The sequence below is a fragment of the Streptomyces tricolor genome, from assembly GCF_002155905.1.
GTDB lineage: Bacteria > Actinomycetota > Actinomycetes > Streptomycetales > Streptomycetaceae > Streptomyces > Streptomyces tricolor.
The window spans coordinates 1-25305 of sequence record NZ_MUMF01000199.1 but is presented as its reverse complement, the minus strand read 5'-3'; the positions used below and the strand labels follow the sequence as shown (position 1 = coordinate 25305).

The 25305-nt window shown below is 70.8% G+C and carries 19 protein-coding genes, 5 tRNA genes and 1 pseudogene; 14 read left to right on the top strand and 11 right to left on the bottom strand.

Going from position 1 to position 25305, the window contains the following annotated elements:
• Window positions 1-158, bottom strand: a pseudogene (locus tag CCN44_RS46210) (YceI family protein); the annotation flags it as partial.
• A 214-nt stretch (window positions 159-372) separates the two neighbouring features.
• On the opposite strand from CCN44_RS46210, the gene CCN44_RS15415 reads away from it, so the two are divergent.
• The 4 genes from CCN44_RS15415 to CCN44_RS15400 all read left to right on the top strand — a co-directional run bounded on the left by CCN44_RS15415 (window position 373) and on the right by CCN44_RS15400 (window position 5218).
• The gene (locus tag CCN44_RS15415; RefSeq protein ID WP_059252782.1) at window positions 373-879 is read left to right on the top strand and encodes a hypothetical protein; all 507 of its coding nucleotides are present in this window, start codon (window positions 373-375) and stop codon (window positions 877-879) included.
• 36 nt (window positions 880-915) lie between these two features.
• Entirely contained in the window at window positions 916-3219 is a 2304-nt protein-coding gene (locus CCN44_RS15410; protein ID WP_086697950.1) for a polysaccharide lyase 8 family protein, read from the top strand.
• Between the two features lie 154 nt (window positions 3220-3373).
• Window positions 3374-4969, top strand: coding sequence for an acyl-CoA carboxylase subunit beta (locus tag CCN44_RS15405; protein WP_086697949.1), 1596 nt, complete (start codon window positions 3374-3376; stop codon window positions 4967-4969).
• 57 nt (window positions 4970-5026) lie between these two features.
• Complete coding sequence (locus CCN44_RS15400) at window positions 5027-5218, top strand: acyl-CoA carboxylase subunit epsilon (protein WP_059252785.1); 192 nt, start codon at window positions 5027-5029, stop codon at window positions 5216-5218.
• 59 nt (window positions 5219-5277) lie between these two features.
• On the opposite strand, the gene CCN44_RS15395 is transcribed toward CCN44_RS15400, so the two are convergent.
• The 9 genes from CCN44_RS15395 to CCN44_RS15355 form a co-directional block, all read right to left on the bottom strand.
• The gene (locus tag CCN44_RS15395; RefSeq protein ID WP_086697948.1) at window positions 5278-8295 is read right to left on the bottom strand and encodes an NACHT domain-containing protein; all 3018 of its coding nucleotides are present in this window, start codon (window positions 8293-8295) and stop codon (window positions 5278-5280) included.
• 95 nt (window positions 8296-8390) lie between these two features.
• A complete protein-coding gene (locus CCN44_RS15390; RefSeq protein ID WP_003997631.1) occupies window positions 8391-8972 on the bottom strand; it encodes a GTP-binding protein in 582 nt (193 codons plus the stop codon).
• Complete coding sequence (locus tag CCN44_RS15385; protein WP_059252787.1) at window positions 8953-9522, bottom strand: DUF742 domain-containing protein; 570 nt, start codon at window positions 9520-9522, stop codon at window positions 8953-8955. The genes CCN44_RS15390 and CCN44_RS15385 overlap by 20 nt, the downstream gene beginning before the upstream one ends.
• 94 nt (window positions 9523-9616) lie before the next feature.
• Complete coding sequence (locus CCN44_RS15380) at window positions 9617-10030, bottom strand: roadblock/LC7 domain-containing protein (RefSeq protein WP_029385896.1); 414 nt, start codon at window positions 10028-10030, stop codon at window positions 9617-9619.
• A 10-nt stretch (window positions 10031-10040) separates the two neighbouring features.
• Complete coding sequence (locus CCN44_RS15375; protein WP_189397044.1) at window positions 10041-13280, bottom strand: sensor histidine kinase; 3240 nt, start codon at window positions 13278-13280, stop codon at window positions 10041-10043.
• A 397-nt stretch (window positions 13281-13677) separates the two neighbouring features.
• Window positions 13678-14253: a GTP-binding protein gene (locus CCN44_RS15370; protein WP_059252789.1), complete on the bottom strand. Its 576-nt coding sequence runs from the start codon at window positions 14251-14253 to the stop codon at window positions 13678-13680.
• Window positions 14234-14632 carry a DUF742 domain-containing protein gene (locus CCN44_RS15365; protein ID WP_009190816.1) on the bottom strand — a complete coding sequence of 133 codons (399 nt, stop codon included), beginning with the start codon at window positions 14630-14632 and terminating at the stop codon, window positions 14234-14236. Before CCN44_RS15365 ends, CCN44_RS15370 begins: the two co-directional genes overlap by 20 nt.
• Before the next feature lie 111 nt (window positions 14633-14743).
• Window positions 14744-15157, bottom strand: coding sequence for a roadblock/LC7 domain-containing protein (locus tag CCN44_RS15360; protein ID WP_014675212.1), 414 nt, complete (start codon window positions 15155-15157; stop codon window positions 14744-14746).
• A gap of 9 nt (window positions 15158-15166) precedes the next feature.
• The gene (locus CCN44_RS15355) at window positions 15167-18919 is read right to left on the bottom strand and encodes a sensor histidine kinase (RefSeq protein ID WP_086697946.1); all 3753 of its coding nucleotides are present in this window, start codon (window positions 18917-18919) and stop codon (window positions 15167-15169) included.
• A gap of 571 nt (window positions 18920-19490) precedes the next feature.
• Between CCN44_RS15355 and CCN44_RS15350 the strand changes: the two genes are divergently transcribed.
• From CCN44_RS15350 to CCN44_RS15310, 9 genes are all read left to right on the top strand, one after another.
• Window positions 19491-19685 carry a hypothetical protein gene (locus CCN44_RS15350; protein ID WP_086697945.1) on the top strand — a complete coding sequence of 65 codons (195 nt, stop codon included), beginning with the start codon at window positions 19491-19493 and terminating at the stop codon, window positions 19683-19685.
• A 200-nt stretch (window positions 19686-19885) separates the two neighbouring features.
• Window positions 19886-20671, top strand: a complete 786-nt coding sequence (locus CCN44_RS15345) for a fumarylacetoacetate hydrolase family protein (RefSeq protein ID WP_059252791.1) — start codon at window positions 19886-19888, stop codon at window positions 20669-20671.
• The gene (gene gltX / locus CCN44_RS15340) at window positions 20664-22145 is read left to right on the top strand and encodes a glutamate--tRNA ligase (protein ID WP_086697944.1); all 1482 of its coding nucleotides are present in this window, start codon (window positions 20664-20666) and stop codon (window positions 22143-22145) included. Before CCN44_RS15345 ends, gltX begins: the two co-directional genes overlap by 8 nt.
• 589 nt (window positions 22146-22734) lie before the next feature.
• Entirely contained in the window at window positions 22735-23466 is a 732-nt protein-coding gene (locus CCN44_RS15335; protein ID WP_086697943.1) for an HAD family hydrolase, read from the top strand.
• Window positions 23467-23556: 90 nt separating this feature from the next.
• Window positions 23557-23628, top strand: a tRNA-Gln gene (locus CCN44_RS15330).
• Between the two features lie 21 nt (window positions 23629-23649).
• Window positions 23650-23722, top strand: a tRNA-Glu gene (locus tag CCN44_RS15325).
• Window positions 23723-23751: 29 nt separating this feature from the next.
• Window positions 23752-23824 (top strand) — tRNA-Glu (locus CCN44_RS15320).
• A gap of 21 nt (window positions 23825-23845) precedes the next feature.
• A tRNA-Gln gene (locus CCN44_RS15315) sits at window positions 23846-23917 on the top strand.
• Window positions 23918-23945: 28 nt separating this feature from the next.
• A tRNA-Glu gene (locus CCN44_RS15310) sits at window positions 23946-24018 on the top strand.
• Between the two features lie 52 nt (window positions 24019-24070).
• Here the strand turns inward: CCN44_RS15310 and CCN44_RS15305 are convergent.
• Window positions 24071-24715, bottom strand: a complete 645-nt coding sequence (locus CCN44_RS15305; protein ID WP_059252794.1) for a MerR family transcriptional regulator — start codon at window positions 24713-24715, stop codon at window positions 24071-24073.
• Window positions 24716-24796: 81 nt separating this feature from the next.
• On the opposite strand from CCN44_RS15305, the gene CCN44_RS15300 reads away from it, so the two are divergent.
• Window positions 24797-25294 carry a DUF4188 domain-containing protein gene (locus tag CCN44_RS15300; RefSeq protein ID WP_059252795.1) on the top strand — a complete coding sequence of 166 codons (498 nt, stop codon included), beginning with the start codon at window positions 24797-24799 and terminating at the stop codon, window positions 25292-25294.
• The last annotated feature ends 11 nt before the right edge of the window (window positions 25295-25305 follow it).

Sequence of the window (25305 nt, the reverse complement as noted above, 5' to 3'; positions counted from 1 at the left end):
CCCTTGACGTTGGTGACCATGGCGTGCCGGGCGACGAAACCGATCGTGCTGTGCGCGGGGTCGATCGTGTAGTCGCCGGTCAGCGCGGTGAGGTCGGGGCCCGCGGCGGTGGGTGCGGCGGGGGCGGGGGTGGTGTTCTTGCGGCCGAAGATGCCCATGACGTGCTCCTTGTTGAACGTTAAACGAATCCCGTGCCTCAGAAGGTAGACCCATTCAGTTCAGTTTTCAACTTCATGCGGTACGTGTCCGGGTGGTCGCGTACGGTCATTGCGTCCGGCCTCTGGCGCGGGCCCGGCGCGCTCGGGCACCATCTGCCTGCACCACCTGCACAGCCGCCCCAGAGGAAGCATGGCCCACCGCAGGAAGGTCCCCATGAAGCCGCTCAAGCTCCGCGCGCTCCTCACCGCGCTCGCCCTCACCCTCGCCCCCGGCATCGCCGTCCTCGGCACCGCCACCGACGCCTTCGCCGTCACGAAGATCAGCCACGCCACCGCCACCCAGATGTTCCGCGACGTCGGCATCACCTGGTCGTCCTCGGGCAACTGCTCCGACCGCAACAACCCCACCTGCACGTCGTTCGAGCAGCTCAACCTCGCCACCGCGCAGGGCGCCCAGACCCTCAAGCGGGCCAGCGGCTGCGCGCTCAACATCACCGGCGGCACCGAGACCGGCCACGCCTCCGGCACCTACTCCCACTGGAACGGCTACAAGCTCGACTACTCCAAGAGCACGTGCGTGACGTCGTACGTGAAGAACACGTTCACCTACATCGGCCTCCGCGGCGACGGCGCCCCGCAGTACCGCTCCGGCTCCGGCAACATCTACGCCGACGAGGGCAATCACTGGGACGTCCTCTACTACAACTGCGGCGGCTGCTGAGCCGGGAGCCGAGGAGAGAGGGTGGTGACCGGGCCCATGGGCATGACCCGACGCGCACTGCTGCTGGCCGCCGCCCTCGCCGCCGCCCCCGCGGCGGGCGCCCGGGCGGCCGACGACCCGTACGACGCGCTGCGCCGCCGCTGGCTCGGCATCGCCCTGGGCACGGGCTACGACCCGGGCGCCGAGCCCTACGCCTCCCGGCTCGCCCAACTCGGGCAGCGCGCGCGGGAGTTCCAGGCCGTCATGGCCCCCGCCGCCCGCTCCCTCTGGCCCGGGCACCCCTTCGACCCGCCCTCCGGCATCACCTTCAGCTACGGCCGCCTGTGGACCATGACCCAGGCGTACGTCCAGGCCGGCACCGGCGCCACCGGCGACCCCGCTCTCCTCGCCGACGTGCTGCGCGGGCTCGACCACATCTGCGCCACCGTCTACAACCCGGCCACCACCCGCTACGGCAACTGGTGGGAGTGGCAGATCGGCAGCCCCCGGCTGCTGACGGACATCACGGCCGCGCTGTACGAGCGGCTCGGCCCGGACCGGATCGCCGCGGCCTGCGCGGCCGTCGACCACTTCATCCCGGACACGATGCTCACCGACTACTCCGGCACCTCCACCGGCGCCAACCGCGTCGACCTGTGCCGCTCGGTCGCCCTGCGCGGCATCCTCGGCCGGGCGCCGGAGCGGATCGCCCTCGCCCGCGACGCCCTCTCGCCCGTCTTCCCGTACGTCACGAAAGGCGACGGGCTCTACGCCGACGGCTCCTTCGTCCAGCACACCTGGGTCGCCTACTCGGGCACGTACGGCCAGGTCCTGCTCGACGGCCTCGGGCGGCTGTTCGCGCTGCTCGCCGGGTCCCCGTGGGAGATCACCGACCCCGCCCGGCAGAACATCCTGGACAGCGTCGAGCACGCCTACGCCCCCCTGATCCACGACGGCCTGGTGATGGACTGCGTCAACGGCCGTGCCATCAGCCGGGGCCACCTGCGCTCCGACGACCTGCACGTGCTGCGCGGCGACCACTACCACGGGCAGGGGCTGATCGCCGCCATCGCCCTGCTCGCGGGCGGCGCGGGGGAGGCGGAGCGGCAGCGGTGGTACGGCCGCGTCAAGGGGTGGATCGAACGGGACGACGTGGCACGGATACTGACGGCCCGTCAATTCGGCGTCGCCGATCTCGCGCGACTGCACGCCGTCGCCGCATCGCCCGGACCCGCGACCCCCGAACCCCTCGGTCACCGCCTCTTCCCGGCCATGGACCGCGCCGTCCACCGCACCCCGCGCTTCACCGCCGCCCTCGCCATGGCCAGCGACCGCATCGCCCACTACGAATGCGGCAACGGCGAGAACCCGCGCGGCTGGCACACCGGATCCGGCATGCTCTCCTGGTGGCCGCGCGGGCGGAGCGACCAGTACACCGACTGGTACTGGCCCACCGTCGACTGGTACCGGCTGCCCGGCACCACCGTGTCCACCAAGCGGCTCGCCGACCGGGCCGGCGGCGAGTGGGGCGCCCCCAAACCCGACGTCCGCTGGGTCGGCGGCACCACCGACGGCACGTACGCGGCGGTCGGCCAGCACCTCAAGGGCCTCGGCTCCACCCTTCAGGCGTACAAGTCCTGGTTCTTCCTCGCCGACGCCGTGGTCTGCCTCGGCGCCGGGATCAGCTGCGCCGACGGCGTCCCCGTCGAGACCGTCGTGGACAACCGCAACCTCGGCGAGAGAGGCACCCAGACCTTCGTACGCGGCCGGAACTGGGCGCACCTGGAGGAGCACGGCGGCTGGATCCTGCCGTACGGCGGCGCGCTGCGCACCCTGCGCGAGGACCGCACCGGCGCCTGGTCCGACATCAACACCACCAGCACCGACGAGCGGCGCACCCGCCGCTGGCAGACCCTCTGGCTCGACCACGGCACCGACCCGGTGGCCGCCCGCTACGCCTACGTCCTGCTGCCCGGCGCCTCCCGCGCCGAGACCGCCGCCCGGGCCGCCGACCGGCACTGGCTGTCCGTCCTCGCCAACGACACGGTGTGCCACGCCGTCGCCGCCGACCGGCTGGGCCTGACCGCCGCGAACTTCTGGCAGGCGGGTACGGTGGGAGACCTCACCGTGTCGGCCGGCGCGAGCGTGCTCGTCGCCCGCCGGGGCCGTACGGCCACCCTCCGGGTGAGCGAGCCGCCCCGCACCGGAGTCCCGCTGGAGCTCATCTGGAACCATCCGGTACGCGCGGTGCTGCGCGCCGACGACAGCGTGGAGGCCCGCTCGGAGGACCGCCGTCTGAGGCTCCGTGTCACTCCGGGGATGGCATGTGCCACCCATGAATGTGAGGTGGCTCTCAGCTGACGTCTTTGTGGCTCCTCTACAACGCCGAGGCCGTCTGAGCAGTCGGAACGGCTGCATGGCGCCATGGTTCTGTTCACTGCTACCAGGAAAACGGGCCGGAGACTGTACAGAGTCGACGGCTCGCTTTTCTTCCTGTCCTTCGTAAGGTCGCTACATGACCGTTTTGGAAGAGACGACGGGTGAGCCGACCGGCGAGCCGACGGACGCGCGCGGACGGGTCGCCGAACTGCACGAGATCCGTGCCCAGGCCGTGGCAGGCCCGAGCGAGAAGGCGACCGAGGCGCAGCACGCCAAGGGCAAGCTGACGGCACGGGAGCGGATCGAGCTGCTCCTCGACCCCGGGTCCTTCCAGGAGGTCGAGCAGCTGCGCCGGCACCGGGCGACCGGCTTCGGCCTGGAGGCGAAGAAGCCGTACACCGACGGTGTCATCACCGGTTGGGGCACGGTGGAGGGCCGCACGGTCTTCGTCTACGCCCACGACTTCCGGATCTTCGGCGGCGCGCTCGGCGAGGCCCACGCCACCAAGATCCACAAGATCATGGACATGGCCATCGCGGCCGGCGCCCCGCTGGTGTCGCTCAACGACGGCGCCGGCGCCCGCATCCAGGAGGGCGTCTCGGCCCTCGCCGGCTACGGCGGCATCTTCCAGCGCAACACCAAGGCGAGCGGTGTCATCCCGCAGATCTCGGTGATGCTGGGCCCGTGCGCGGGCGGTGCGGCCTACTCCCCGGCCCTGACGGACTTCGTCTTCATGGTCCGCGAGACCTCGCAGATGTTCATCACCGGCCCCGACGTGGTCAAGGCCGTGACGGGCGAGGAGATCACCCAGAACGGCCTGGGCGGCGCCGACGTCCACGCCGAGACCTCCGGCGTCTGCCACTTCGCGTACGACGACGAGGAGACCTGCATCGCCGAGGTGCGGTACCTCCTCTCCCTGCTCCCGCAGAACAACCGCGAGAACCCGCCCCGGGTGGAGTCCTCGGACCCCGTCGACCGCCGCTCCGACGTCCTGCTGGACCTGGTCCCGGCCGACGGCAACCGGCCGTACGACATGGCCAAGGTCATCGAGGAGATCGTCGACGACGGCGAGTACCTGGAGGTCCACGAGCGCTGGGCGCGCAACATCATCTGCGCCCTCGCCCGTCTGGACGGCCAGGTGGTCGGCATCATCGCCAACCAGCCGCAGGTGCTGGCGGGTGTCCTGGACATCGAGGCGTCGGAAAAAGCTGCGCGCTTTGTCCAGATGTGTGACGCTTTCAATATCCCGATCGTCACCTTCCTGGACGTCCCCGGCTTCCTCCCGGGCGTCGACCAGGAGCACGGCGGAATCATCCGCCACGGCGCGAAGCTGCTGTACGCCTACTGCAACGCGACCGTGCCGAGGATCTCGCTCATCCTGCGCAAGGCGTACGGAGGTGCCTACATCGTCATGGACTCCCAGTCGATCGGCGCCGACCTCACCTACGCCTGGCCGACGAACGAGATCGCCGTGATGGGCGCGGAAGGCGCGGCCAACGTCATCTTCCGCCGGCAGATCGCCGACGCGGAGGACCCCGAGGCCATGCGGGCGCGCATGGTCAAGGAGTACAAGTCCGAGCTGATGCACCCCTACTACGCGGCCGAGCGGGGCCTGGTCGACGACGTCATCGACCCCGCGGAGACGCGCGAGGTGCTGATCAAGTCCCTGGCGATGCTGCACACCAAGCACGCCGACCTGCCCTCCCGCAAGCACGGCAACCCCCCGCAGTAACGCAGCGGACCCGCCGCGGCAATCCCGCGGACCTCTCTTCGACGGAGACTGACATCCATGAGCACTCCTGACATCCGTGTCGAGAAGGGCCACGCCGAGCCCGAGGAAGTCGCCGCGATCACGGCGATCCTCATGGCACGCGCCGCCGCCCGCCCCGAGCCTTCGGTGACCCACCGAGCCCGCGCCAAGGCCGGCTGGCGCCGCCTGGAACGCGAGGGCGGCTTCCGGGCGCCGCACAGCTGGCACTGAGGCTTTTGCTTGACCACAGCCCTGCTGCTCCCTTCGGGAGGGCGGGGCTGCGGTACGTCTCAGGTCAGGTACACCCGCACGCCGGGCAGGTCAAGGGCGCCCCGTTCGGGCAGGACGCAGGACTGTCCTTCGAGCTGGCGCAGACTCGGCGGTGGGAACCGCGCTGTCGTCAGCCAGCTCGCCAGGTCGATGCGGCGCAGGACCAAGTTCTTCAGGTCCGGCATGTCGTAGAGGGTGTCGACTCCTCGGGGCAGCGAGCCGTCGACGCCGGACAGCTGAAGCGTCCCGAGGCGGGGGCACTCGACCAGCGGCGTGAGGTCCGTGGCCGCGTCCACGTTGAGCAGAGACAGCGTGGACAGGCGGGGCGGGAGACGAAGTCCGCCGATGTCGGTGGCCCAGGGGAGCCCCAGGATCAGCTGCTGCAATCGGGACAGTTCCCGCAGCGTGTGGGCGTGGACGGCCTTCCCGCTGCCGGTCAGATAGAGAAGCCGCAGGTCGGAGTGGGCCCTCAGCGCCGACAGGTCCGCCGTGCCGTTGAACTTGTTGATGAAGAGGTAGGTCAACGGGGGCATGTCGGCCAGGACGGCGAGATCCTCGAGGGCGCAGCTGACGAACAAGCTGCTGAACGAGCGCAGCCGAGTGGCGGCCCGCACCTGACCGGGGTGCGAGAACCGCAGGGCGCCGAGCGGCAGGGGCGCCAGCACGCGTTCCGCGTACGCCTCCGCGTCGAAGTAGCTCCAGGCGTCGGCCAGTGCGTCGACCACGTCCGCGCGCCGGTCCTCCGCGTACCGCTCCAGCAGGGCCAGCGCCTCGTCGCCGCCGATCAGGGCGGCGGTCCGCACGGTCAGTACTGCGGCCTTGTCCGTCAGCTCGCCGAGTGACCGTGGCAGTCTGCGCAGCAGACTCGTCCCCACCGCGGCCAGTCCGGCCGGATCCGTCGTCCGCCGCGGCGGCAGCAACGCGTCCACCGCGGCGTCCAAGCGCTCGGCCAGTCCTTCGGAGACCTCCGGTACCGTCTCCTGGCACGCCGCCGCCAGCAACCGGAGCTTGCGCCTGTACCGCGGTTCGGAGGCGGCCCGGTCCAGGATCCCGCCGAGCAGTTCCTGGCGCTGCGGGCGGTTCGCGTGGCCGGCCGCCATGATGATCGTCTCGCGCCAGATGTCCAGGTGCGCCCGCTCGACCAGGTTGCCGATGCGGTCCTCCTCCGCGGCCTCCTCGGCCGCCAGGTACTCCTGGAAGGTGCGGTGCACGAAGTCGAGACGGCCCTCGGCGGGGGACCGCAGCACGCCGGAGCGGTGCCGGAGCCGCTCCAGCACCCTGCCGCCGTCCTGCTCCTCCAGATGGCGCATCCCCGCGAGCCTCTTCCCCACGTGCACGGCCGCCTGCTCCCGCCCGATCTCGCTGCGGTTGTTGTCGGACAACCGCCACGCCAGATCCCGCAGCAGCACCAGCTTGTCGCCCAGGCTCAGCCGGCTGTCGGCGGCGCTCGGGACATTCCGGTCCGCGTCCCGCTCGTGCACCAGCGCGTGAAGGGCGTTCCGGTACAGCTCCATCCGGTCGCGGGGGAGCTGGCTGCCCCGGTTCAGGTGCATCGCGCACAGCATGGCCGCCAGCAGGGGCGTGCCCGCCAGGGACTGGAGGTGCGGGCGGTCCTTCAGGCTCGTCAGCAACGACTGCTCGTAGCGCGGGAGTTCCTCCACCGCGCAGGGGAGGTCCTCGCCCAGCTCCCGCACCGCCTGGTGCCACTGCCGGACGAACGCCGCCAGGTCGGGCGGGGCCATGCGGTCCAGGTGGAGCGCCGTGAACTCCTCGCGGAGCAGCCAGTCGGCGCGCGCCGCGGCGGGACGCGAGGTGACGACCACCCGCACGTCCCCGTAGGCGGCCAGCAGCCCCCGCAGCCACTCCCGTACGCTCCGCCGCTCCGTGTCCAGCAGCTCGTCCACCCCGTCGATCAGCAGCAGGGCCTTGCCGTCGGCGAGCTGGCGTTCCACCCACGCCTTCGGCATGACCCCGGTGATCTGCCCGGCCACCGAGTCCAGCATCGCCTCCGGCCTCGGCAGCGCCCGCCCGCTGTACTCACGCAGCTTCACGAAGACCGGCGTCAGACCGTTCCAGCCGGCCAGCTCCCCGGTGAAGGCGCCCCGCGCCGCGGTCACCGCCAGCCAGCGCAGCAACGTCGTCTTCCCGGATCCCGCCTCACCGCGCAGCAGCACCCGCGAGGCCCCTCCGAGAGCGGCCTCGACCCGCATTCCGGCGCCGTCGCCGGCGTTCTCCCAGTCGCCCATGTCGGGGCGCGGCAGCGGCAGAGCGCGCCCGGTGCCTTTCAGCCGGGCCTCGCTCTCGTCCTTGGTCGCCCGCAGGCTGACGTAGGCGACGGACAGGCGCACCTGGGCCGCCGCCCGGTCCGACGTGTGCCGGAACAGCTCGACCTCGTCCAGGGTGGTGCTGACCAGCCCTAGATAGCGCCGCCGGAACTCGCCGTCCCGGTCGGTGCCCTCGGGCGCGAACAGCGACCGGTCGGGGAGCCGCTCCAGCAGCCGCGCGATCTCCGCACCCAGGGACGTGGTCCGCGCCAGCAGCTCGCTCAGCGCACGCTGCTCGAAGACCGGCAACCCCTGGACGACGCGCACGTAGTACTCGACGCACTCCGCGAACAGCCGCTCGTACAGCCGGGTCTCGGCTTCGCCGAGCCCGACCGGTGGCCGTACGGCCCCCGTCACCCGTCGTACGACCTCCGCCGGCTGCGCGTCCGCCGCCAGGAAGGCCTCGTCCGACAGGTCCGCCGCCGCGAACGTGTCGCACACCGCGTCGATCACGGCCTGCCGGCTGTTCTCCTCCAGGCCGGGAAACTCCCTTTCGAGGAAGGGCGCCAGCCGGGCGCAGGCCGCGTCCGCGATCTCCTCGAACTGCCGTTGTACGCCCCGCTGGAAGCGGAGTCCCTGCACCCGCAGCCGGACCAGCTCCGCCATGTCCATCCGGCGTTCCTGCTCCTGCCGCTTCCCCCCGAGCCACATCTGGGCCGCGGCCTTCGCCACGGTCGTCCCCAGCCGTAACGCCGCCGTCTCGGCACCGCTCATCGCCTACCCCCTCCGTGCGTCGACCAGTCTGGCAGGCGGGTACGACAAAGGGGCCCGCTCCGGTGGGAGAGGGCCCCTCGTCACGCGTGGACCGGCTAGCGCAGGCGCGCCATCAGCGCGTGCTCCACCAGCGTGATCAGCGTCGACTTGGCGTCCGCGCGGTGGCGGGCGTCGGTGGTGATGATCGGGGTGTCGGGGCCGATCTGGAGGGCCTCGCGGACCTCGTCGGGAGAGTAGGGCTGGTTGCCGTCGAAGCCGTTGAGGGCGATGACGAAGGGCAGGCCGCTGTTCTCGAAGTAGTCGACCGCGGGGAAGCAGTCCGCCAGGCGCCGGGTGTCCACGAGCACCACCGCGCCGATGGCGCCGCGCACCAGGTCGTCCCACATGAACCAGAAGCGGTCCTGGCCCGGCGTACCGAAGAGGTAGAGGATCAGGTCCTGGTCGAGGGTGATGCGGCCGAAGTCCATGGCGACGGTGGTCGTCGTCTTGTCTCCGGTGTGGGTGAGGTCGTCGATGCCGGCCGAAGCGGACGTCATGACGGCCTCTGTGCGCAGCGGGTTGATCTCCGAGACGGCGCCGACGAACGTGGTCTTGCCCACGCCGAAGCCGCCCGCCACCACGATCTTCGCGGAGGTGGTGGAGCGGGAAGGACCGCCGCTAGAGCTTGCGAAGTCCACTGAGCACCCTTTCGAGCAGTGTCACGTCTGGCTGGCCACCGGCGTTCTCGTCGCCGCCGGGCTGATGGATGGCGACCAGGCCCGCCTCCGCCAAGTCGGCGACGAGGATCCTGGCCACGCCGAGAGGGATCGTGAGGAGGGCCGAGACCTCGGCCACTGACTTGATCTCCCGGCAGAGGTTGCAGATCCGCTGATGCTCGGGCAGCTGGCCCTGCATCTGGTGCGGAGCGGCGGTGGTGTGCACCAGTGCCTCGATGGCGAGCTGGTAGCGCGGGCGGGTCCGGCCGCCGGTCATGGCGTACGGACGCACCAAGGGATTGTTGGCCGCCGTGGCGGGGGCCGGCTCGGGGCGGCGCTGCGGCTGGACCGGCTGGATCCGCGGGGCCGAGGGCTGGTCGTACGGCGACGGGCCGGGGCCCTGCGGGGCGTACGGCTGCCGGTGGCTGGGGGCGGAGGGGAAGTTGTACCGGTTCGCCGAACCATCGCCCTGACCCTGGGCAGGGCCGTACGACCAGTTGCCCGAAGACGAACCGCCTGGGGGTGTTGCCACTTTCTCCTCCTCCGACTGCGCCGGGCACCCATCCCTGTGGAGCCGCGTCCCGAAACCTTACGGCCCCGGGACGCGAATACGCATCGTCCGTTGATTAGTTGAGAAGGCTTCCCTGGAGCTCCGCGCGGAGATCCGGGGTGAGGACCGTGCCCGCGCGGTCCACCAGAAGGGCCATCTCGTACCCGATGAGGCCGATGTCCGCCTCCGGGTGGGCCAGCACCGCGAGCGAGGAACCGTCGGAGATGGACATGATGAAGAGGAATCCCCGCTCCATCTCCACAACCGTCTGATTCACGTTGCCTCCCTCGAAGATCCGGGAGGCGCCTGCCGTCAGAGACGTCAGACCGGAGGCGACGGCCGCGAGCTGGTCGGCGCGGTCGCGGGGAAAGCCTTCGGACATCGCCAGAAGGAGTCCGTCGGCGGAGACCACCACCGTGTGGGACACCCCCGGGGTGTTGTCCACGAAGTTGGTGATCAACCAGTTCAGGTTCTGTGCCGCCTGGCTCATCGGGCTCACACTAACGCTCCTGGTTGTAGGTGCTGTCAGGACCGAAGCCCTGGCCGTTCGTTTCACTGCCTGCGCTGCGTCCGCGCTGGACGCCCCGGCGCAGGTTGCTCAGCCTGCCCCGGACGTCCTCCGGGGCGCGGGAGACCTGTGGGCCTCCCTGGGGGGTGGTTTCGGCGGAACCCTCGACCAGATTGGCCTTGGGCACCCGCCGCGGCAGACCGGAGGCGGTGACCCCGCCTGCCTTGGGCTTCCGGAGCTGCGCGGCCTGCTGCCACCGCTCGTCGTTCGCCGAGCGCCAGCTGCTCTCGCCGCTCGCCCCCGGCGCGTCGCCCGGTGCGGGAGCCGGCGCTTCCTGCTGCGCGCGCGCCGTTCCGTTCGCGGAGCCGGCGCCCTGGGAACCGCTCGCGGTGGACCCGCGGCGGGGCAGCCCGGCGTCGGTCAGCTCGTGCGCGGCGGGAGAGGCCGTTCCCGGACGGTCGAAGCCTACGCGGTTCCGCTCACTCGCGTCAGCGGCCTGCGAGGATTCCGTTTCCGGAGCGTACTGGGCCGGATAGCCGTTCCGGTAGCCGTCCTGCTGGGGCCAGTCGTCCTGGTAGGACGGCGTCTGGGCAGGCTCCGCATACCCGGACGCGGGCTCCGGGTAGCCGCCGCCCGAGGCGTAGCCGTCGTGCTGCGGCTGCTCGCCGTTCGGCGCGTAGTACTGCTCGTCGTACGACTGCTCGTACTGCTGCTCGTACGACGTGTGCTGCTGCTGTTCCTCGTACGCCGGCGCCTCGTACGCCTGCCGCGGCTGCTCGTCGTACGCCTGCTGCGGCTGCTCCTGGTACGTCGGGTGCTGCCCGCTGAACGGGTCCGTGTAGCCGGTGGGCGCCTCGGCGCTCTCCTGCTGCTGCTCGGCGGGCTGCTGGCCGTGGGTCTGGGCCTCCAGGGCCGCCCGGCGCTCCTCGCGCATCAGGGAGCGGCCGACGGGGTCCAGTCCGCGGATGTCGTCGGGGACCTCCGTGTACCGGCTGTCGTCGAAGCCCAGTTCGGCGGCGGTCCGCAGGGGCTGCTGCTGACCGAAGTCCTCACCCTGGAACTGCTGCTCCGGGATGATCTGCGAGACGGTGAACTCCTCGCGGTCCAGCGGGGCCTCGCCGCCACCGCCGTGCGTGATCGCGTCCGGCAGCATGACCAGGGAGGTGGTACCGGCCTGCTCGCCCGAGGGGCGCAGCTGGACCCGGATGCCGTGCCGGTCGGACAGCCGGCCGACCACGAACAGGCCCATGCGCTGGGAGATCGCGGCGTCCACGGTCGGCGGGTTGGCCAGCTTGTGGTTGATGTCCGCGAAGTCCTCGGCGGTCAGACCGATGCCCTTGTCGTGGATCTCGATCATGACGCGGCCGTCGGGCAGACGGGTCGCGGTGACGCGGACCTTGGTCTGCGGGGAGGAGAACGTGGTGGCGTTCTCCAGCAGCTCGGCCAGCAGGTGCACGAGGTCGGTGACCGCGCGGCCGTGGATCTCGGCCTCCGGCACGCCGGACAGCTCGATGCGCTCGTACTGCTCCACCTCGGAGGAGGCGGCGCGCAGCACGTCGATCAGCGGGACCGGCTGGTCCCAGCGGCGGCCGGGCTCCTCGCCGGCGAGGACCAGCAGGTTCTCGCCGTTGCGGCGCATACGGGTGGCCAGGTGGTCCAGCTTGAAGAGGTTCTCCAGCTGGTCCGGGTCGGCCTCGTTGTTCTCCAGGTCGGTGATCAGGGTCAGCTGGCCCTCGATCAGCGACTGGTTCCGGCGCGAGAGGTTGGTGAAGATCGCGTTGATGTTGCCCCGCAGCAGCGCCTGCTCGGAGGCGAGCCGGACCGCCTCGCGGTGGACCTGGTCGAAGGCGCGGGCGACCTCGCCGATCTCGTCCTTGGTGGTGATCGGGATGGGCGCGACCCGGGTGTCGACCCGGCCGGGGTCGGTCCGGGAGAGCTGGTCGACCAGCATCGGCAGCCGCTGCTCGGCGATGCCGAAGGCGGCGTTGCGCAGCTGGCGCATCGAGCGGCTCATCTGGCGGGCCACCATGCCGGCCAGCAGGAACGCGGCCAGCAGGGCGATCACGACCACGGCACCGGTGATGAACGCCGAGGTCTTGGCGTCGTCGGCGATGGTCGAGGCCTCGTTCACCGCCTTGTCGGCCATGTCCGACTCGATCTGGCGGTAGGCCTTGTACTTCAGCGTGTTGACCGCCCACCAGTTGTCGGCGGTGACGCCGGCCGCGGCGAGCTGGTCACGGGTGAGCGTGCTGGTGTCCTTCATGGTGGCGACCGCGGCCACCATCTTGGACGGGTCGGACGGCGGGGCGACGTACTTCGGGTCGCTCGCCTTGGCCTTCTGGGCCAGGGCCGCGGCATCCGTCTTGATCTTGTTCTCGGCGTCGGTCAGCTTCTGCGCGTCGGCCTCGGTGCCACCGCCGATGTACTCCTCGCGGGCGATGCGCTCCAGGTAGGCGTACGAGGACAGGGAGACCCGCTGGGTCGCCAGGTTCGGGGCGTCCGGGCCGGGCTTGACCAGCAGGTGCGTGCCGATCGACCGCTCCAGCGAGAGCGCCGCCTTGGTCAGCGAGATGGCGTAGACGGTACGGCCGTAGGAGGTGATGTTGCCGGTGCCCAGACCCAGCTCGTTGGCGAACTCCATCAGCGGGTGGCTGATGTCGACGTAGCCCTCTTCGGTCTGCACGCCGGTCGTCTTGGCGGTGTACGCCACCTGCCGCAGCTGCGTCAGCTTGGGCTCGACCTCGTGGAACAGCTTCAGCCGGCGCTCCAGGCCCGGCTCGGACGGCATGCTCTTCGTCGCCTCTTCGAAGGCGGCGGCGGCCTGGTCCGTGGCCTTGCGGGCCTCGTCGACGGTCGTCTTGCCGGTGGCGTCCTTCTTCTTCAGCAGCAGCGGGGCCGCCGTGATGTCGCGCTCGTTCTCCAGCGCGTCGGCGTAGGTGAGGGCGGCGCGCACCAGACGGGCGGTGTTCTCGGCGTCGCGGGCCTCCTGCCAGGTGTCGATCGAGCTCTTCACCTGGAAACCGCCCATGACGAGACCGACCGCCACGGGTATGAGCAGGATCGCGTTCAGCCGGGTCGGCACCCGCCAGTTCCGCGGGGAGAGACGGCCGCCGCTGGGCGCGGGAGTGGCCGCCGGTTCCGCACCGGGAACGGGGGTGGGCGCCGCAGCGCGCGGCGGCGGGGTGAAGTTGCCCCGCGCCGACGGCTCGGGACCGTTCTTGCTTCGCCTCACTCGACCAACAACCTCTCGGCGGTCGGCACCTTCGTCGTGCCGCAGTCTCTCAGAGCCCGGTTCGCCATCGACCACCAGTGCGTACTAGGTACGTACTCAGTACGTCTTTGACCATTGGGCAGTTCAGGCATTCCAGCACGTGGACCAGCGCACTTCCAAACAGTGGAAACCCGTGATGGAGCACTTGTAAGCGCCAGATAAAACGGTCATAAAGAGCGAGCCCCGCCAAAAGGCGGGGCGTTTGTGCGCGCAGCGGCACCACGCGAACGCGTCGCGTGGTGATACCGGGCGATTCCTCTGCCGAACTGTTATGAACACCGGAGCCGACCGTGTCAAAGGCCACAGTCGGCTCCGATCCCGGTACGACAACTGCCCTGCGGCCCGTCGTACTTGAGTGCTACTTCAGCCGCGCCATCAGGGCGTGTTCCACCAGCGTGATCAGCGCACTCTTGGCGTCCGCGCGGTGGCGGGCGTCGGTCGTGATGATCGGGGTGTCCGGCCCGATCTGCAGCGCTTCCCGCACCTCGTCGGGGCTGTAGGGCTGCTGTCCGTCGAAGCCGTTGAGGGCGATGACGAAGGGCAGGCCGCTGTTCTCGAAGTAGTCGACCGCGGGGAAGCAGTCGGCGAGACGCCGGGTGTCCACGAGCACGACCGCGCCGATGGCGCCGCGCACCAGGTCGTCCCACATGAACCAGAAGCGGTCCTGGCCCGGCGTACCGAAGAGGTAGAGGATCAGGTCCTGGTCCAGGGTGATACGGCCGAAGTCCATGGCCACCGTGGTGGTGGTCTTGTCCCCGGTGTGGGTGAGGTCGTCGATGCCGGCCGAAGCGGACGTCATGACGGCCTCTGTGCGCAGCGGGTTGATCTCCGAGACGGCGCCGACGAACGTGGTCTTGCCCACGCCGAAGCCGCCCGCCACCACGATCTTCGCGGAGGTGGTGGCCCGGCCCGCGTCAGAGCTTGCGAAGTCCACTGAGCACCCTTTCGAGCAGCGTCACGTCCGGAGCGCCGCCGTTGTTCTCGTCGCCGCCCGGCTGGTGGATGGCGACCAGGCCGGCCTCGGCGAGGTCGGCGACCAGGATCCGGGCCACGCCCAGCGGCATGGCCAGCAGCGCGGACACCTCCGCGACCGACTTGACCTCGCGGCACAGGTGGCAGATGCGCTGGTGCTCCGGGAGCAGGCCCATGAGCGCTGCCGGGTCGGCCGTGGTGCTGATCAGCGCCTCGATGGCGAGCTGGTAGCGGGGCCTGGTCCGGCCGCCGGTCATGGCGTAGGGCCTCACCAGCGGCTGGTCGCCCTCGTCCCCGTACGGCTCGGCGTACGGATCATGATGGGCGGTGGGCGGGGTCATGAATCCTCCGGGCGGGACAGCAAGTCGGTCAGTCAAGCCGTCTGACGGGGCCGGTGGGGGGATTGTGGCGGCCGGACGGTGTTTTCGTGAGGTGGGTGGTGCCGGGGGCGGTCAGTGCAGCAGACTGCCCTGGAGTTCGGCGCGCAGGTCCGGGGTGAGTACCGCCCCCGCGCGGTCGACGAGCAGTGCCATCTCGTAGCCGACGAGACCGATGTCCGCCTCGGGATGGGCCAGGACCGCGAGGGACGACCCGTCCGAGATGGACATCAGGAAGAGGAACCCGCGCTCCATCTCGACGACCGTCTGCGCCACGGTGCCGCCCTCGAAGATCCGGGACGCCCCGGCCGTCAGCGAGGTCAGACCGGACGCGACGGCCGCCAGCTGGTCGGCGCGGTCCCGGGGGAAGCCTTCGGACATCGCCAGCAGAAGGCCGTCGGCGGAGACCACCACCGTGTGGGACACCCCGGGGGTGTTGTCCACGAAGTTGGTGATCAACCAGTTCAGGTTCTGTGCCGCCTGGCTCATCGGACTCAACTAACGCTCCTGCTGGTGAGTGGGGCTCGGGAAGCTGCCGGTCTGGCCGCTGCCGGCCTGACGGCCCTGAGCGATGCCCCGACGGAGATTGGTCAGCCGTCCGCGTACGTCGTCAGGCGCACGCGAGACCTGCGGACCGCTTTGGTGCTGTTGCTGCTGAGCCGTGCCCGGCACGAGGTTCGCCCGGGGCACACGGCGCGGCAGGCCGGAGGTGGTGACCCCGCCGGCCGCGGGCTGACGGACGCGCTCGGCCTGCCGGACGAGTTCGTCGTTCGGCGAGGTACGCCAGGAGCCGGTGTCCGAGGCGGACCGCTGCGGAGCCGGCGCCTGCGGCTGCTGCTGTTGCTGCTGCTGCGCGGGCGCGTTGTCCTGCTGCTGACCGCCGTGGAACCAGTTGGTCTCCAGCGTGTCGTACAGCGGGGTACGGCCGTCACCCGGACCGCTGGCCGGCGGCAGCGCCCAGTTGTCACCCGGCCCCCGGCCCGCGTCGGGCCGCTGCGCGGCGCCGCGGCTGCCGGGCTCCTGCCGGGCCGGACGCTGCTGGGGCGCGGGCGGGCGCGGGGTACCGAAGTCGGCACGGCCGGCCGGCTGCGAGCGCTCGAACTGGCCGGTGTGGCCGGGGTCCTGGCGGCCGGGCAGCGCGTGCTGCCCGGTGGAGCCGCCGTCGTAGACGCCGTCGTACGCCTGCGGGGACTGCGGGGTCTGCTGGGCCGGGAACTGGCCGGTGTGCCGGCCGCCGTTGTCCGTCAGGCCGGGCGCCGGCGTGCCGAACACGTCGGGGCGGACGAACGAACCGGAGTCCTGCTGGGCCTGGTCGGGCTGGGCGAACTGGCCGGTCTGCCGGCTGTCGTCCGGGCGGGCGAACTGGCCCGTGTGCGAGGCGCCGTTCAGCTCCGCGCGCGGGAACTCGCCCGTCGCGGCCGGTCCCTGGGCGTCGATCCGGGGTATCTCCGCGGTCGAGCCCGGACCCTGCCGGTCGTCCACGCGCGGCATGTGCGCGGTCTGCGCCGGGTCCTGCTCGTCATGGCCGCGCGGGGTGTCCAGCGAGGCGCGCGACAGCGGGGGCCGGCCGTCGTTCCAGTCCGGGGTGCGGGACTGCGGGTCACCGCCGGGCAGCTCGGCCCGCGGGCCGCCGCGCGGCGGCAGCTGGGGCTGGCGGCCCTGGTCGGAGGGGGCACCGGACCGCTTCGGGGCACGGCCGCCGAAGGCGTCCTGCTGCGGCCCGCCCGGGGCCGCGGCCTGCAGGCCCTGCGGGGCGCCCGGCGTCTGACCGCCGAAGCCCGCCGGTGCGGGCCGGTTCTGCTGCGGGCCGCCGGGGCCGCCCTGGGGACCGCGCGCTCCGCCCGGCGCACCGGGACGGCCGCCCTGGCCCGCGCCGGGCAGCGCGGCCCGGGGACCCTGGGCGGAGCCCACCTGGCCGCGCGGGGCCGGACCGCCGCCGAGCAGACCGCCGCCGGCCGGGGCGGCACCGAGGCCGCCGCCCTTGGCACCGGTCTGCCGGCGCGCCGCCGCCGCACCTGCGGCGGCCTGCGCGGCGGCGGGACCACCGGACGTCATGGGCGCGCCGGGCTTGCCCGGGGCGGGCTTCTTGTTGCCCTGGGCGACGTCCACGGGGAGCATGACCAGCGCGGTGGTACCACCGGAGTCGGACGGGCGCAGCTGGATGCGGATGCCGTGCCGCTGGGACAGCCGGCCGACCACGAACAGGCCCATGCGGCGGGAGACGGAGACGTCCACGGTGGGCGGCGAGGCGAGCCGCTCGTTGATCGCCGCGAGGTCCTCGGGGGAGAGGCCGATACCGGTGTCGTGGATCTCGATCAGCACCCGGCCGTCGGGCAGCGCGTGACCGGTGACCTTGACCTTGGTCTGCGGCGAGGAGAAGGAGGTCGCGTTCTCCAGCAGCTCGGCGAGCAGGTGCACGAGGTCGTTGACGACGCGGCCGGCGACCTCGGTGGTGGGTACGGCGGCCAGCTCGATGCGCTCGTACTGCTCCACCTCGGACGCGGCGGCACGCAGCACGTCGACCAGCGGGACCGGACGGGTCCAGCGGCGGCCGGGCTCTTCACCGGCGAGGACGAGCAGGTTCTCACCGTTACGGCGCATACGCGTCGCCAGGTGGTCCAGCTTGAACAGCGAGGACAGCTGGTCCGGGTCGGCCTCGCGGGACTCCAGCTCGGAGATCAGCGACAGCTGGCGCTGGATCAGACCCTGGGAGCGGCGCGAGAGGTTGGTGAACATCGCGTTGACGTTGCCCCGCAGCAGGGCCTGCTCGGCGGCGAGGCGGACCGCCTCGCGGTGCACGTCGTCGAAGGCCGCGGCCACCTGGCCGATCTCGTCCCGGGAGTGCACACCGACCGACTCCACGGAGGTGTCGACGTCCTGCGGGTCCGACTCCGACAGCTGCTTGACCAGCTCGGGCAGCCGGTCCTGGGCGACCTTCGTGGCGGTCTCCTGGAGCCGGCGCAGCGAGCGGATCATGGACCGGGCCACGACGAACGCGCCGACCAGCGACACACCGAGCACGATCAGGATCAGCGCACCGGAGATGATCGCGTCCCGCTGGGTGGCGCTCTTCAGCTCGCGGGCCTTCTGCTCCATCTCCTCGAGCAGCGTGTGCTCGATCTTCTTCATCTGCTCGATCTTGGTCGAGCTGTCGTCCACCCAGTCCTTGTAGGACCGCGCCGGCAGCTGCTGGAGGCCGTCGGGGGACTCGAAGGAGCGCTTGGCGTAGGTGTCGGCGGCCTCGATCGTCGCGTTGCCCTCGTCGATCGGCTTGAGGAGTTCCTCGGCGTTCTGGCTGGCGTAGATCTTCCGGAAGATCGCCAGCTCGGAGCCCTCGCTCTCGTACGCCGACTGGCCGTAGAGGCGGTCGTTCTCGGAGAGGTCGCCCTTGATGTCGGTGGTCGCCGGCAGCGCGGAGGCGATCATGGCGCGCTGCACGGAGGCGTACTCCTTGGCGGTGGAGAAGGCCGCCAGGGCGCGGGTGCGCGAGATCATCTCCGGGTTGCTGGACGCCTCGGCCATGTCCTGGGAGAGGCCGATCAGCTGGGTGATGAGCCGGTGGTACGACTCGACCGTCTGGGTCGCGTTCTTCTTGGACGTGTAGGCGGACTTGCGGATCTTGGCCAGGTCGTCGAGCTGGTTGGCGAGGCCGACGAGCGCGTCGCGGACGCCCTGGAGGTTGCCGTCCTTGCTGGCCGCGTCGATCTGCTCGGAGGCGTCGAGGAAGTTCTCGCGGGCCCGGTCGGTCTTCTGCTGGTAGCCCTTGATCTGGTAGTCGTTCGCCTTCAGGCCGCCGTGCGCCAGGGGGCCGGCGGACTGGTCGCGCTCCTCCTGGAGCGCCGCGGCCAGCTCGGTGGCCTGCTTGGTCATGTCCGTCAGCAGCTTCATGTTGTCGAGCTGCTGGATGTCGTTCATGTTCTCGTTGATGCGCAGTGCGCCCAGCGAGGTCGCCGCGACCACGGGCAGCGCGAGCAGCGACACCAGACGGGTGGAGATGCGCCAGTTGCGCAGGGCCAGCCGCGAGCCGGCGTAGCTGGGGGCCTGCGCGGGCTTCACCGTCGGCACGACGTTGCTCGTGGGGGCCGCCTTCGGGGCGGCCGACGAGGCGGACGCGCCCGGGCGCCCGCTGCCGTCTCCGGTCGGGGTCTGGCCCGGGTTCTGGGCGTGCTGGGGCGAGGAACCGCGGTCGGTCCCGCCGTGCGGCTCCGGCTCCGCCGAAGCGCTGCCATCCCTCTTGAAACGTCCCTGCACTAGCGTCGCAACCTCTGGACCAGGCGTCCCTCCGCGTGAACGGAAGGGACACGGTGTCGGCGTTGTGGAGGGCGCCCTGAATACGCCCCCCGGGTGGTCTGGAGTGACCGGCGCTGGTTCCCCCTATCTCGCCGCCACTCGGCGCTGTGTGCGCCCCCTGCGCGCCGGCTCGATCCTGCGGCGGTCCGTGGAATTCCAGCACAGTGCAGGATCTCCAACAAGGGCAGTGGGCCGAGCTGTGACCTCCGTGACCCGCAGTGAGGGGTGGATTACCAGCCGTGGATCCGATTCCGGGGCATAACGGGCGTACTCCTGCGAGTCGCCGCTCGGTACCCGGTGTCCCAGTCGCCATGATCAGGAGCGGAATGATGGCTTCAGGGGCTCAATGTCCGTTTCGTAAGGGCGGATTGTCGGCCGGAATTGGCCGGTTTGCCCGTGAGTTCGTGAGCAAACTCACATGCGCGTCGTGGGGAGTTGGCGTCTTCGTCGGGGAATCGGATGTTTAGCCTGACGCTTTACAGGACGGGCGACTCTGCCAACCCACTCGACCCGAGGGCACAGGACGACAACGGTGAAGACGACGATGATGTTCCGCACGATAGCCAACCCGCGACGCACGACCCTGGCGCACCTGAAGGACGCCGGCGAACTGCACACGCCCGAGCTGCCGGAGCACTCCGTCGACCTCCCCGCCCAGACGGCCAACCCCCGGCGCACCTACCTCGTGGACGTCCCGGCCGGCGCGGGGGCCGCGGCCGGCGAGTGACCGACGGCTTCACCGGGCGCGGCCGGCAGGATCACGCGACGATCCTGCCGGCCGCGCCCGTTTTCTCGGCCGAGCGGCGCGCAAACCCGGGTGACCCGCCTCTGACCTGCGGCGATGCCCCCAGAAGCGAAGAACTTCGCATAGCTCCGTTAACCTGAGGCGTCAGTACGCCGGTTCTCAGTGAGGGGCGCAAGGATCCCGTGCGCATCGCCAGGTTCTCCATCGACGGGAACGTAGCCTTCGGCGCGGTCGAGGGCGACAAGCAGGACGAACTCGTCCTCGACATCATCAAGGGCATCCCGTTCGCGGACTACGAACTGTCCGGCACGAAGGTGCCGCTCGGCAAGGTCAGGCTGCTGCCGCCGGTGCTCCCCAACAAGGTCGTCGCGTTCGGCCGGAACTACCGCGAGCACGCCCAGGAGCTGGGCAACGCGGTCCCCGAGGCGCCGTTCGCCTTCTTCAAGCCCTCCACCTCGGTGATCGGCCCCGGCGACGACATCCAGTACCCGTCCTTCACCGAGGAACTGCACCACGAGGCCGAGCTGGCCGTCGTCATCGGCCGCATGTGCCGCGAGGTCCCGCGCGAGCGCGTCAAGGACGTCGTCTTCGGCTACACCTGCGCCAACGACATCACCGCCCGTGACGTGCAGCGGCGCGAGAAGCAGTGGGCGCGGGCCAAGGGCTTCGACAGCGCCTGCCCGCTCGGCCCCTGGGTGGAGACGGACCTGTCGGTGGACGCCGCGAACGACCTCACCATCCAGCTCACGGTCAACGGCGAACAGCGCCAGCTGGGCCGCACGAGCGAGATGATCCACCCCATCGAGGACCTGATCGTCAACATCTCCGAGGCCATGACGCTGCTCCCCGGCGACGTCATCCTCACGGGTACCCCCGCGGGGGTCGGCCCCCTGCACGTCGGCGACGAGGTCGCCGTCACCATCGAAGGCATCGGCACTCTCACCAACAAGGTTGTCAAGCGTGGCTAGCGCACCCGGCTCCGTACGCGTCCGTTTCTGTCCCTCGCCCACCGGTAACCCCCATGTGGGCCTGGTCCGCACCGCCCTGTTCAACTGGGCGTTCGCCCGGCACCACGGCGGCACCCTGGTCTTCCGCATCGAGGACACCGACGCGGCCCGTGACTCGGAGGAGTCGTACACCCAGCTGCTCGACGCGATGCGCTGGCTCGGCTTCGACTGGGACGAGGGCCCCGAGGTCGGCGGCCCGCACGCGCCGTACCGCCAGTCGCAGCGCATGGACATCTACCGGGACGTCGCGCAGAAGCTCCTCGACGGCGGGTACGCCTACCACTGCTACTGCTCCCAGGAGGAGCTGGACACCCGCCGCGAGGCCGCCCGCGCCGCCGGCAGGCCGTCCGGCTACGACGGCCACTGCCGCGAGCTGACCGCCGGGCAGGTCGAGGAGTACCAGGCGCAGGGCCGCACCCCGATCGTCCGCTTCCGCATGCCGGACGAGACGATCACCTTCACCGACCTGGTCCGCGGCGAGCTGACCTTCACGCCGGAGAACGTGCCCGACTACGGCATCGTCCGCGCCAACGGGGCCCCGCTGTACACGCTGGTGAACCCGGTGGACGACGCCCTGATGGAGATCACCCACGTGCTGCGCGGCGAGGACCTGCTCTCCTCCACCCCGCGCCAGATCGCCCTGTACAAGGCGCTGATCGAGCTGGGCGTCGCCCGGCGGATCCCCGAGTTCGGCCACCTGCCGTACGTCATGGGCGAGGGCAACAAGAAGCTCTCCAAGCGCGACCCGCAGTCCTCCCTCAACCTCTACCGGGAGCAGGGCTTCCTGCCCGAGGGACTGCTCAACTACCTGTCCCTGCTGGGCTGGTCGCTCTCCGCGGACAAGGACATCTTCACGATCGAGGAGATGGTCGCGGCCTTCGACATCTCCGACGTGAACCCCAACCCGGCCCGCTTCGACCTGAAGAAGTGCGAGGCGATCAACGGCGACCACATCCGCCTGCTGGATGTGAAGGAGTTCACCGAGCGCTGCCGCCCGTGGCTGAAGGCCCCGTTCGCCCCGTGGGCGCCGGAGGACTTCGACGAGGCCCGGTGGCAGGCGATCGCCCCGCACGCGCAGACCCGCCTCAAGGTCCTGTCGGAGATCACGGACAACGTCGACTTCCTGTTCCTCCCGGAGCCGGTCTTCGACGAGGCGAGCTGGACCAAGGCGATGAAGGAGGGCTCCGACGCCCTGCTGCGCACCGCCCGGGAGAAGCTGGAGTCCGCCGACTGGACCTCCGCCGAGTCCCTCAAGGAGGCCGTCCTGGCCGCCGGCGAGGCGCACGGCCTCAAGCTCGGCAAGGCCCAGGCCCCGGTCCGCGTGGCCGTCACCGGCCGCACCGTCGGCCTGCCGCTCTTCGAGTCCCTGGAGATCCTGGGCAAGGAGAAGACGCTGGCCCGCATCGACGCGGCGCTGGCCAAGCTCACCGCGTAAGGAACATCACACGCCGAGGGGCGGTCACCCGGAGACCCCGGGTGACCGCCCCTCGGCGCGTCGGTCACTGTGCGTCGGCCTCGTCGACGAGATAGGCGCGCTCGTCGAAGATCTCCAGTCCGACGACGACCATGACCGCGCCGGCCGCCATGTACTCCAGCTTCACGCCCGGGCCGACGTACGCCCTGCGCAGGTGCTCGTCCGGCCCCAGCTGCGCGGTCGAGGTCTTCCGGAACGGGTCCCGGGCAGTACCCGCACGGCCCTGTCCACCTGCGTCCGCCGCTCTGCGGGCAGGGCGTCACAGGTCGCCCGGGCCTCGACGGTGAACTGCACGCGGTACTGGTTCATGGCAGTCCCCGGTCGCTGACTCGTCGGCCCGACCACGTACGACACCCGCCCACCCCTCGACCGCCAAACCGGCACACAGGGCGGTGGGGCCGCACCTGGTCACCTCCGCCGGTGAGATCACCTGCCGCGTCACGGCCTTCTTCGGGGCGCCGCACGCGTCGGGCGGCCCCGCGGACCGGGCCAGGCGGGCGGCGGCGCGAATCCCCGGCGCCCCGGCCGGTCCGGCGGTACCGTCGGTGCCATGACGATCAGAGCCGTGGTCTGGGACGTGGACGACACTCTCTTCGACTACACGACCGCGGACCGGGCCGGCATGGGCGCCCATCTGGTGGCGGAGGGCCTGCTCGCCCGCTACGGCAGCGCCGAGGAGGCCCTGGTCCGGTGGCGGGAGATCACCGACCGGCAGTGGGCGCGCTACGCGGCCGGCGAGACCACCTTCCAGGACCAGCGGCGCGACCGGGTCCGGCTGTTCCTGGACGAGGAGCTGAGCGACGCGGAGGCCGACGCCTGGTTCCAGCGTTACGTCGGTCACTACGAGGCCGCCTGGAGCCTCTTCCCGGACGTCCTGCCCGCCCTGGAGGCGCTGGCGGCCACCCACCGGCACGCGGTGCTGTCCAACTCCAGCATCACGGTCCAGGAGCACAAGCTGCGCACCCTCGGCCTGCTCGACCGCTTCGAGTCCGTGCTGTGCGCCGCCGAGCTGGGCGTCTCCAAGCCCGAGGCGGGTGCCTTCCTGGCGTCCTGCGCGGCGCTGGGGCTGCCGCCGCACGAGGTGGCGTACGTCGGCGACCACCCGGAGATCGACGGCCGGGGTGCCGCCGAGGCCGGGCTGCTGTCGGTGTGGATCGACCGCGGAGCGGCCTACGCGCGGGCCGCCGGAGAGGTCGTGGCGCACCGGATCGCGACCCTCGCCGAACTCCCGGCGCTCGTCCGCGCGGATACCCGTTTTGGAGCCCCGTCCACCTTCGGGTAATGTTCTTTCTGCGCCGAGGGGAGCGGGCCGAAAGGCCGGAGCCCCGAGGAGCAGACTAGAACGAGAACCCCGCAGGGGGTTGAGTTCCAGTGGCCTATGGTGTAATTGGCAGCACGACTGATTCTGGTTCAGTTAGTCTTGGTTCGAGTCCAGGTAGGCCAGCTCGCAGAGCTCATCTGCAAAGCCCCCGTTGTGTAGCGGCCTAGCACGCTGCCCTCTCAAGGCAGTAGCGCCGGTTCGAATCCGGTCGGGGGTACTGATCTCGATCTTGTCGGGATCGCTAGGGCCCCCGTTGTGTAGCGGCCTAGCACGCCGCCCTCTCAAGGCGGTAGCGCCGGTTCGAATCCGGTCGGGGGTACTGACTGGTCTAAACCATCATTGGTCTATGGTGTAATTGGCAGCACGACTGATTCTGGTTCAGTTAGTCTTGGTTCGAGTCCAGGTAGACCAGCTCGGATCTGCGGAAACGTAAGATCCACGCCCCCGTTGTGTAGCGGCCTAGCACGCCGCCCTCTCAAGGCGGTAGCGCCGGTTCGAATCCGGTCGGGGGTACAGAGGAAGGCCCTCCGCTTCGGCGGGGGGCCTTCGTCGTGCCCGGCGCCGGCTACTCGAAGCCGTACCGCCGGGCCGACTCCTCCTCCTGTGCCAGGCGGCGCAGGGCCCGCAGGATCGGCTCGGTCAGGACCGTGCCGAGCACCGCCGTCTCCACCTTCTCCGCCTCCGACGGATGCGTCTCCACGAAGTCCAGGTCGAGTTTCGCCGTCTCGTGCATCAACCGGGCGTAGGAGGCGAGCAGTTCGGTCTCCCAGTCGTAGCCGAGCCGGCGGAACGCGGCCACCGCCACCACCAGGGAGCGGTACGCGGGAGAGATCGTCGTCAGCAGCTTCGCGTTCGACCAGCCCAGCAGGTCCAGCAGCTCCTCGGCCTCCCGGTGGGCCGCCCGCACGAACGCGTCGTCCTCCTCCGGCTCCGGCACCTGCGGCAGCGCCCACAGGGCCGCGCCCAGCCGGACGGTGAGGCCCAGGGAGTCGTCGTCGACGTGCCGGAGGACCTCCCGGACCGTGGCCACGGGCACCCGGCCGACCTGGATCATCGCGCGCACCAGCCGCAGCCGGCGCAGGTGCTCCTCGTCGTACTCCGCCGTCGTCGTGTTGATCTGGCGGCCCGGCGGCAACAGGCCTTCGCGCAGGTAGTACTTGATCGTCGCGGTGGCCACACCGCTGCGTCTGCTCAGTTCGGCGAGCCGCATGTCTTGCGCTCCTTCTCGGATAGGAGCACTATCCAAACATAGGCGCTTGGATAGCGTCGCTCACCGACAAGGGGGAATCCCATGGTGTCCCGTACGACCGCCGACGCGCGGGGCGACGTCGTCGTTCTGCTGATAGGGATGCGCATCAACCGCTTCTGGGCGGTGCACGTGTGGCTGCCCGTGATGCTGGCGATGTTCCGCATGCTGCGCGAACTGGAGAAGGACCCCGGACGGGGGCTGCGCGCCAAGGTGATGCTGTCGGCGTCACCGCGGACGTACTACGTCGTCCAGTACTGGGAGTCCAAGGAGAAGCTGTACGCCTACGCGACCGCGCCGGAGGCGTTCCACCACAAGGCCTGGGCGCGGCTCAACCGCAAGGAGCGGACCGGGAAGCTGCGCGGAGAGGTCGGGATCTGGCACGAGGCGTACGTGGTGCCGGAGGGGTCGTACGAGGCGATCTACGGCGACATGCCGGCGACCGGGCTGGCCGCGGCCTACGGACAGGTGCCGCTGGAGAAGCGGGGCCGTTACGCCAAGGACCGGTTCGCCCACCGGTCGGGGGAGGGAGCGCGCGCCTAGGCGCGTGGGGG

Coding starts and splice junctions, on each gene's coding strand:
- CCN44_RS15365 (WP_009190816.1), bottom strand. CDS start 14,632: ATGACCCCGCCCACCGCCCATCATGATCCGTACGCCGAGCCGTACGGG.
- CCN44_RS15400 (WP_059252785.1), top strand. CDS start 5,027: ATGAGCACTCCTGACATCCGTGTCGAGAAGGGCCACGCCGAGCCCGAG.
- CCN44_RS15300 (WP_059252795.1), top strand. CDS start 24,797: ATGGTGTCCCGTACGACCGCCGACGCGCGGGGCGACGTCGTCGTTCTG.
- CCN44_RS15335 (WP_086697943.1), top strand. CDS start 22,735: ATGACGATCAGAGCCGTGGTCTGGGACGTGGACGACACTCTCTTCGAC.
- CCN44_RS15405 (WP_086697949.1), top strand. CDS start 3,374: ATGACCGTTTTGGAAGAGACGACGGGTGAGCCGACCGGCGAGCCGACG.
- CCN44_RS15395 (WP_086697948.1), bottom strand. CDS start 8,295: ATGAGCGGTGCCGAGACGGCGGCGTTACGGCTGGGGACGACCGTGGCG.
- CCN44_RS15305 (WP_059252794.1), bottom strand. CDS start 24,715: ATGCGGCTCGCCGAACTGAGCAGACGCAGCGGTGTGGCCACCGCGACG.
- CCN44_RS15410 (WP_086697950.1), top strand. CDS start 916: ATGGGCATGACCCGACGCGCACTGCTGCTGGCCGCCGCCCTCGCCGCC.
- CCN44_RS15380 (WP_029385896.1), bottom strand. CDS start 10,030: ATGAGCCAGGCGGCACAGAACCTGAACTGGTTGATCACCAACTTCGTG.
- CCN44_RS15360 (WP_014675212.1), bottom strand. CDS start 15,157: ATGAGCCAGGCGGCACAGAACCTGAACTGGTTGATCACCAACTTCGTG.
- CCN44_RS15415 (WP_059252782.1), top strand. CDS start 373: ATGAAGCCGCTCAAGCTCCGCGCGCTCCTCACCGCGCTCGCCCTCACC.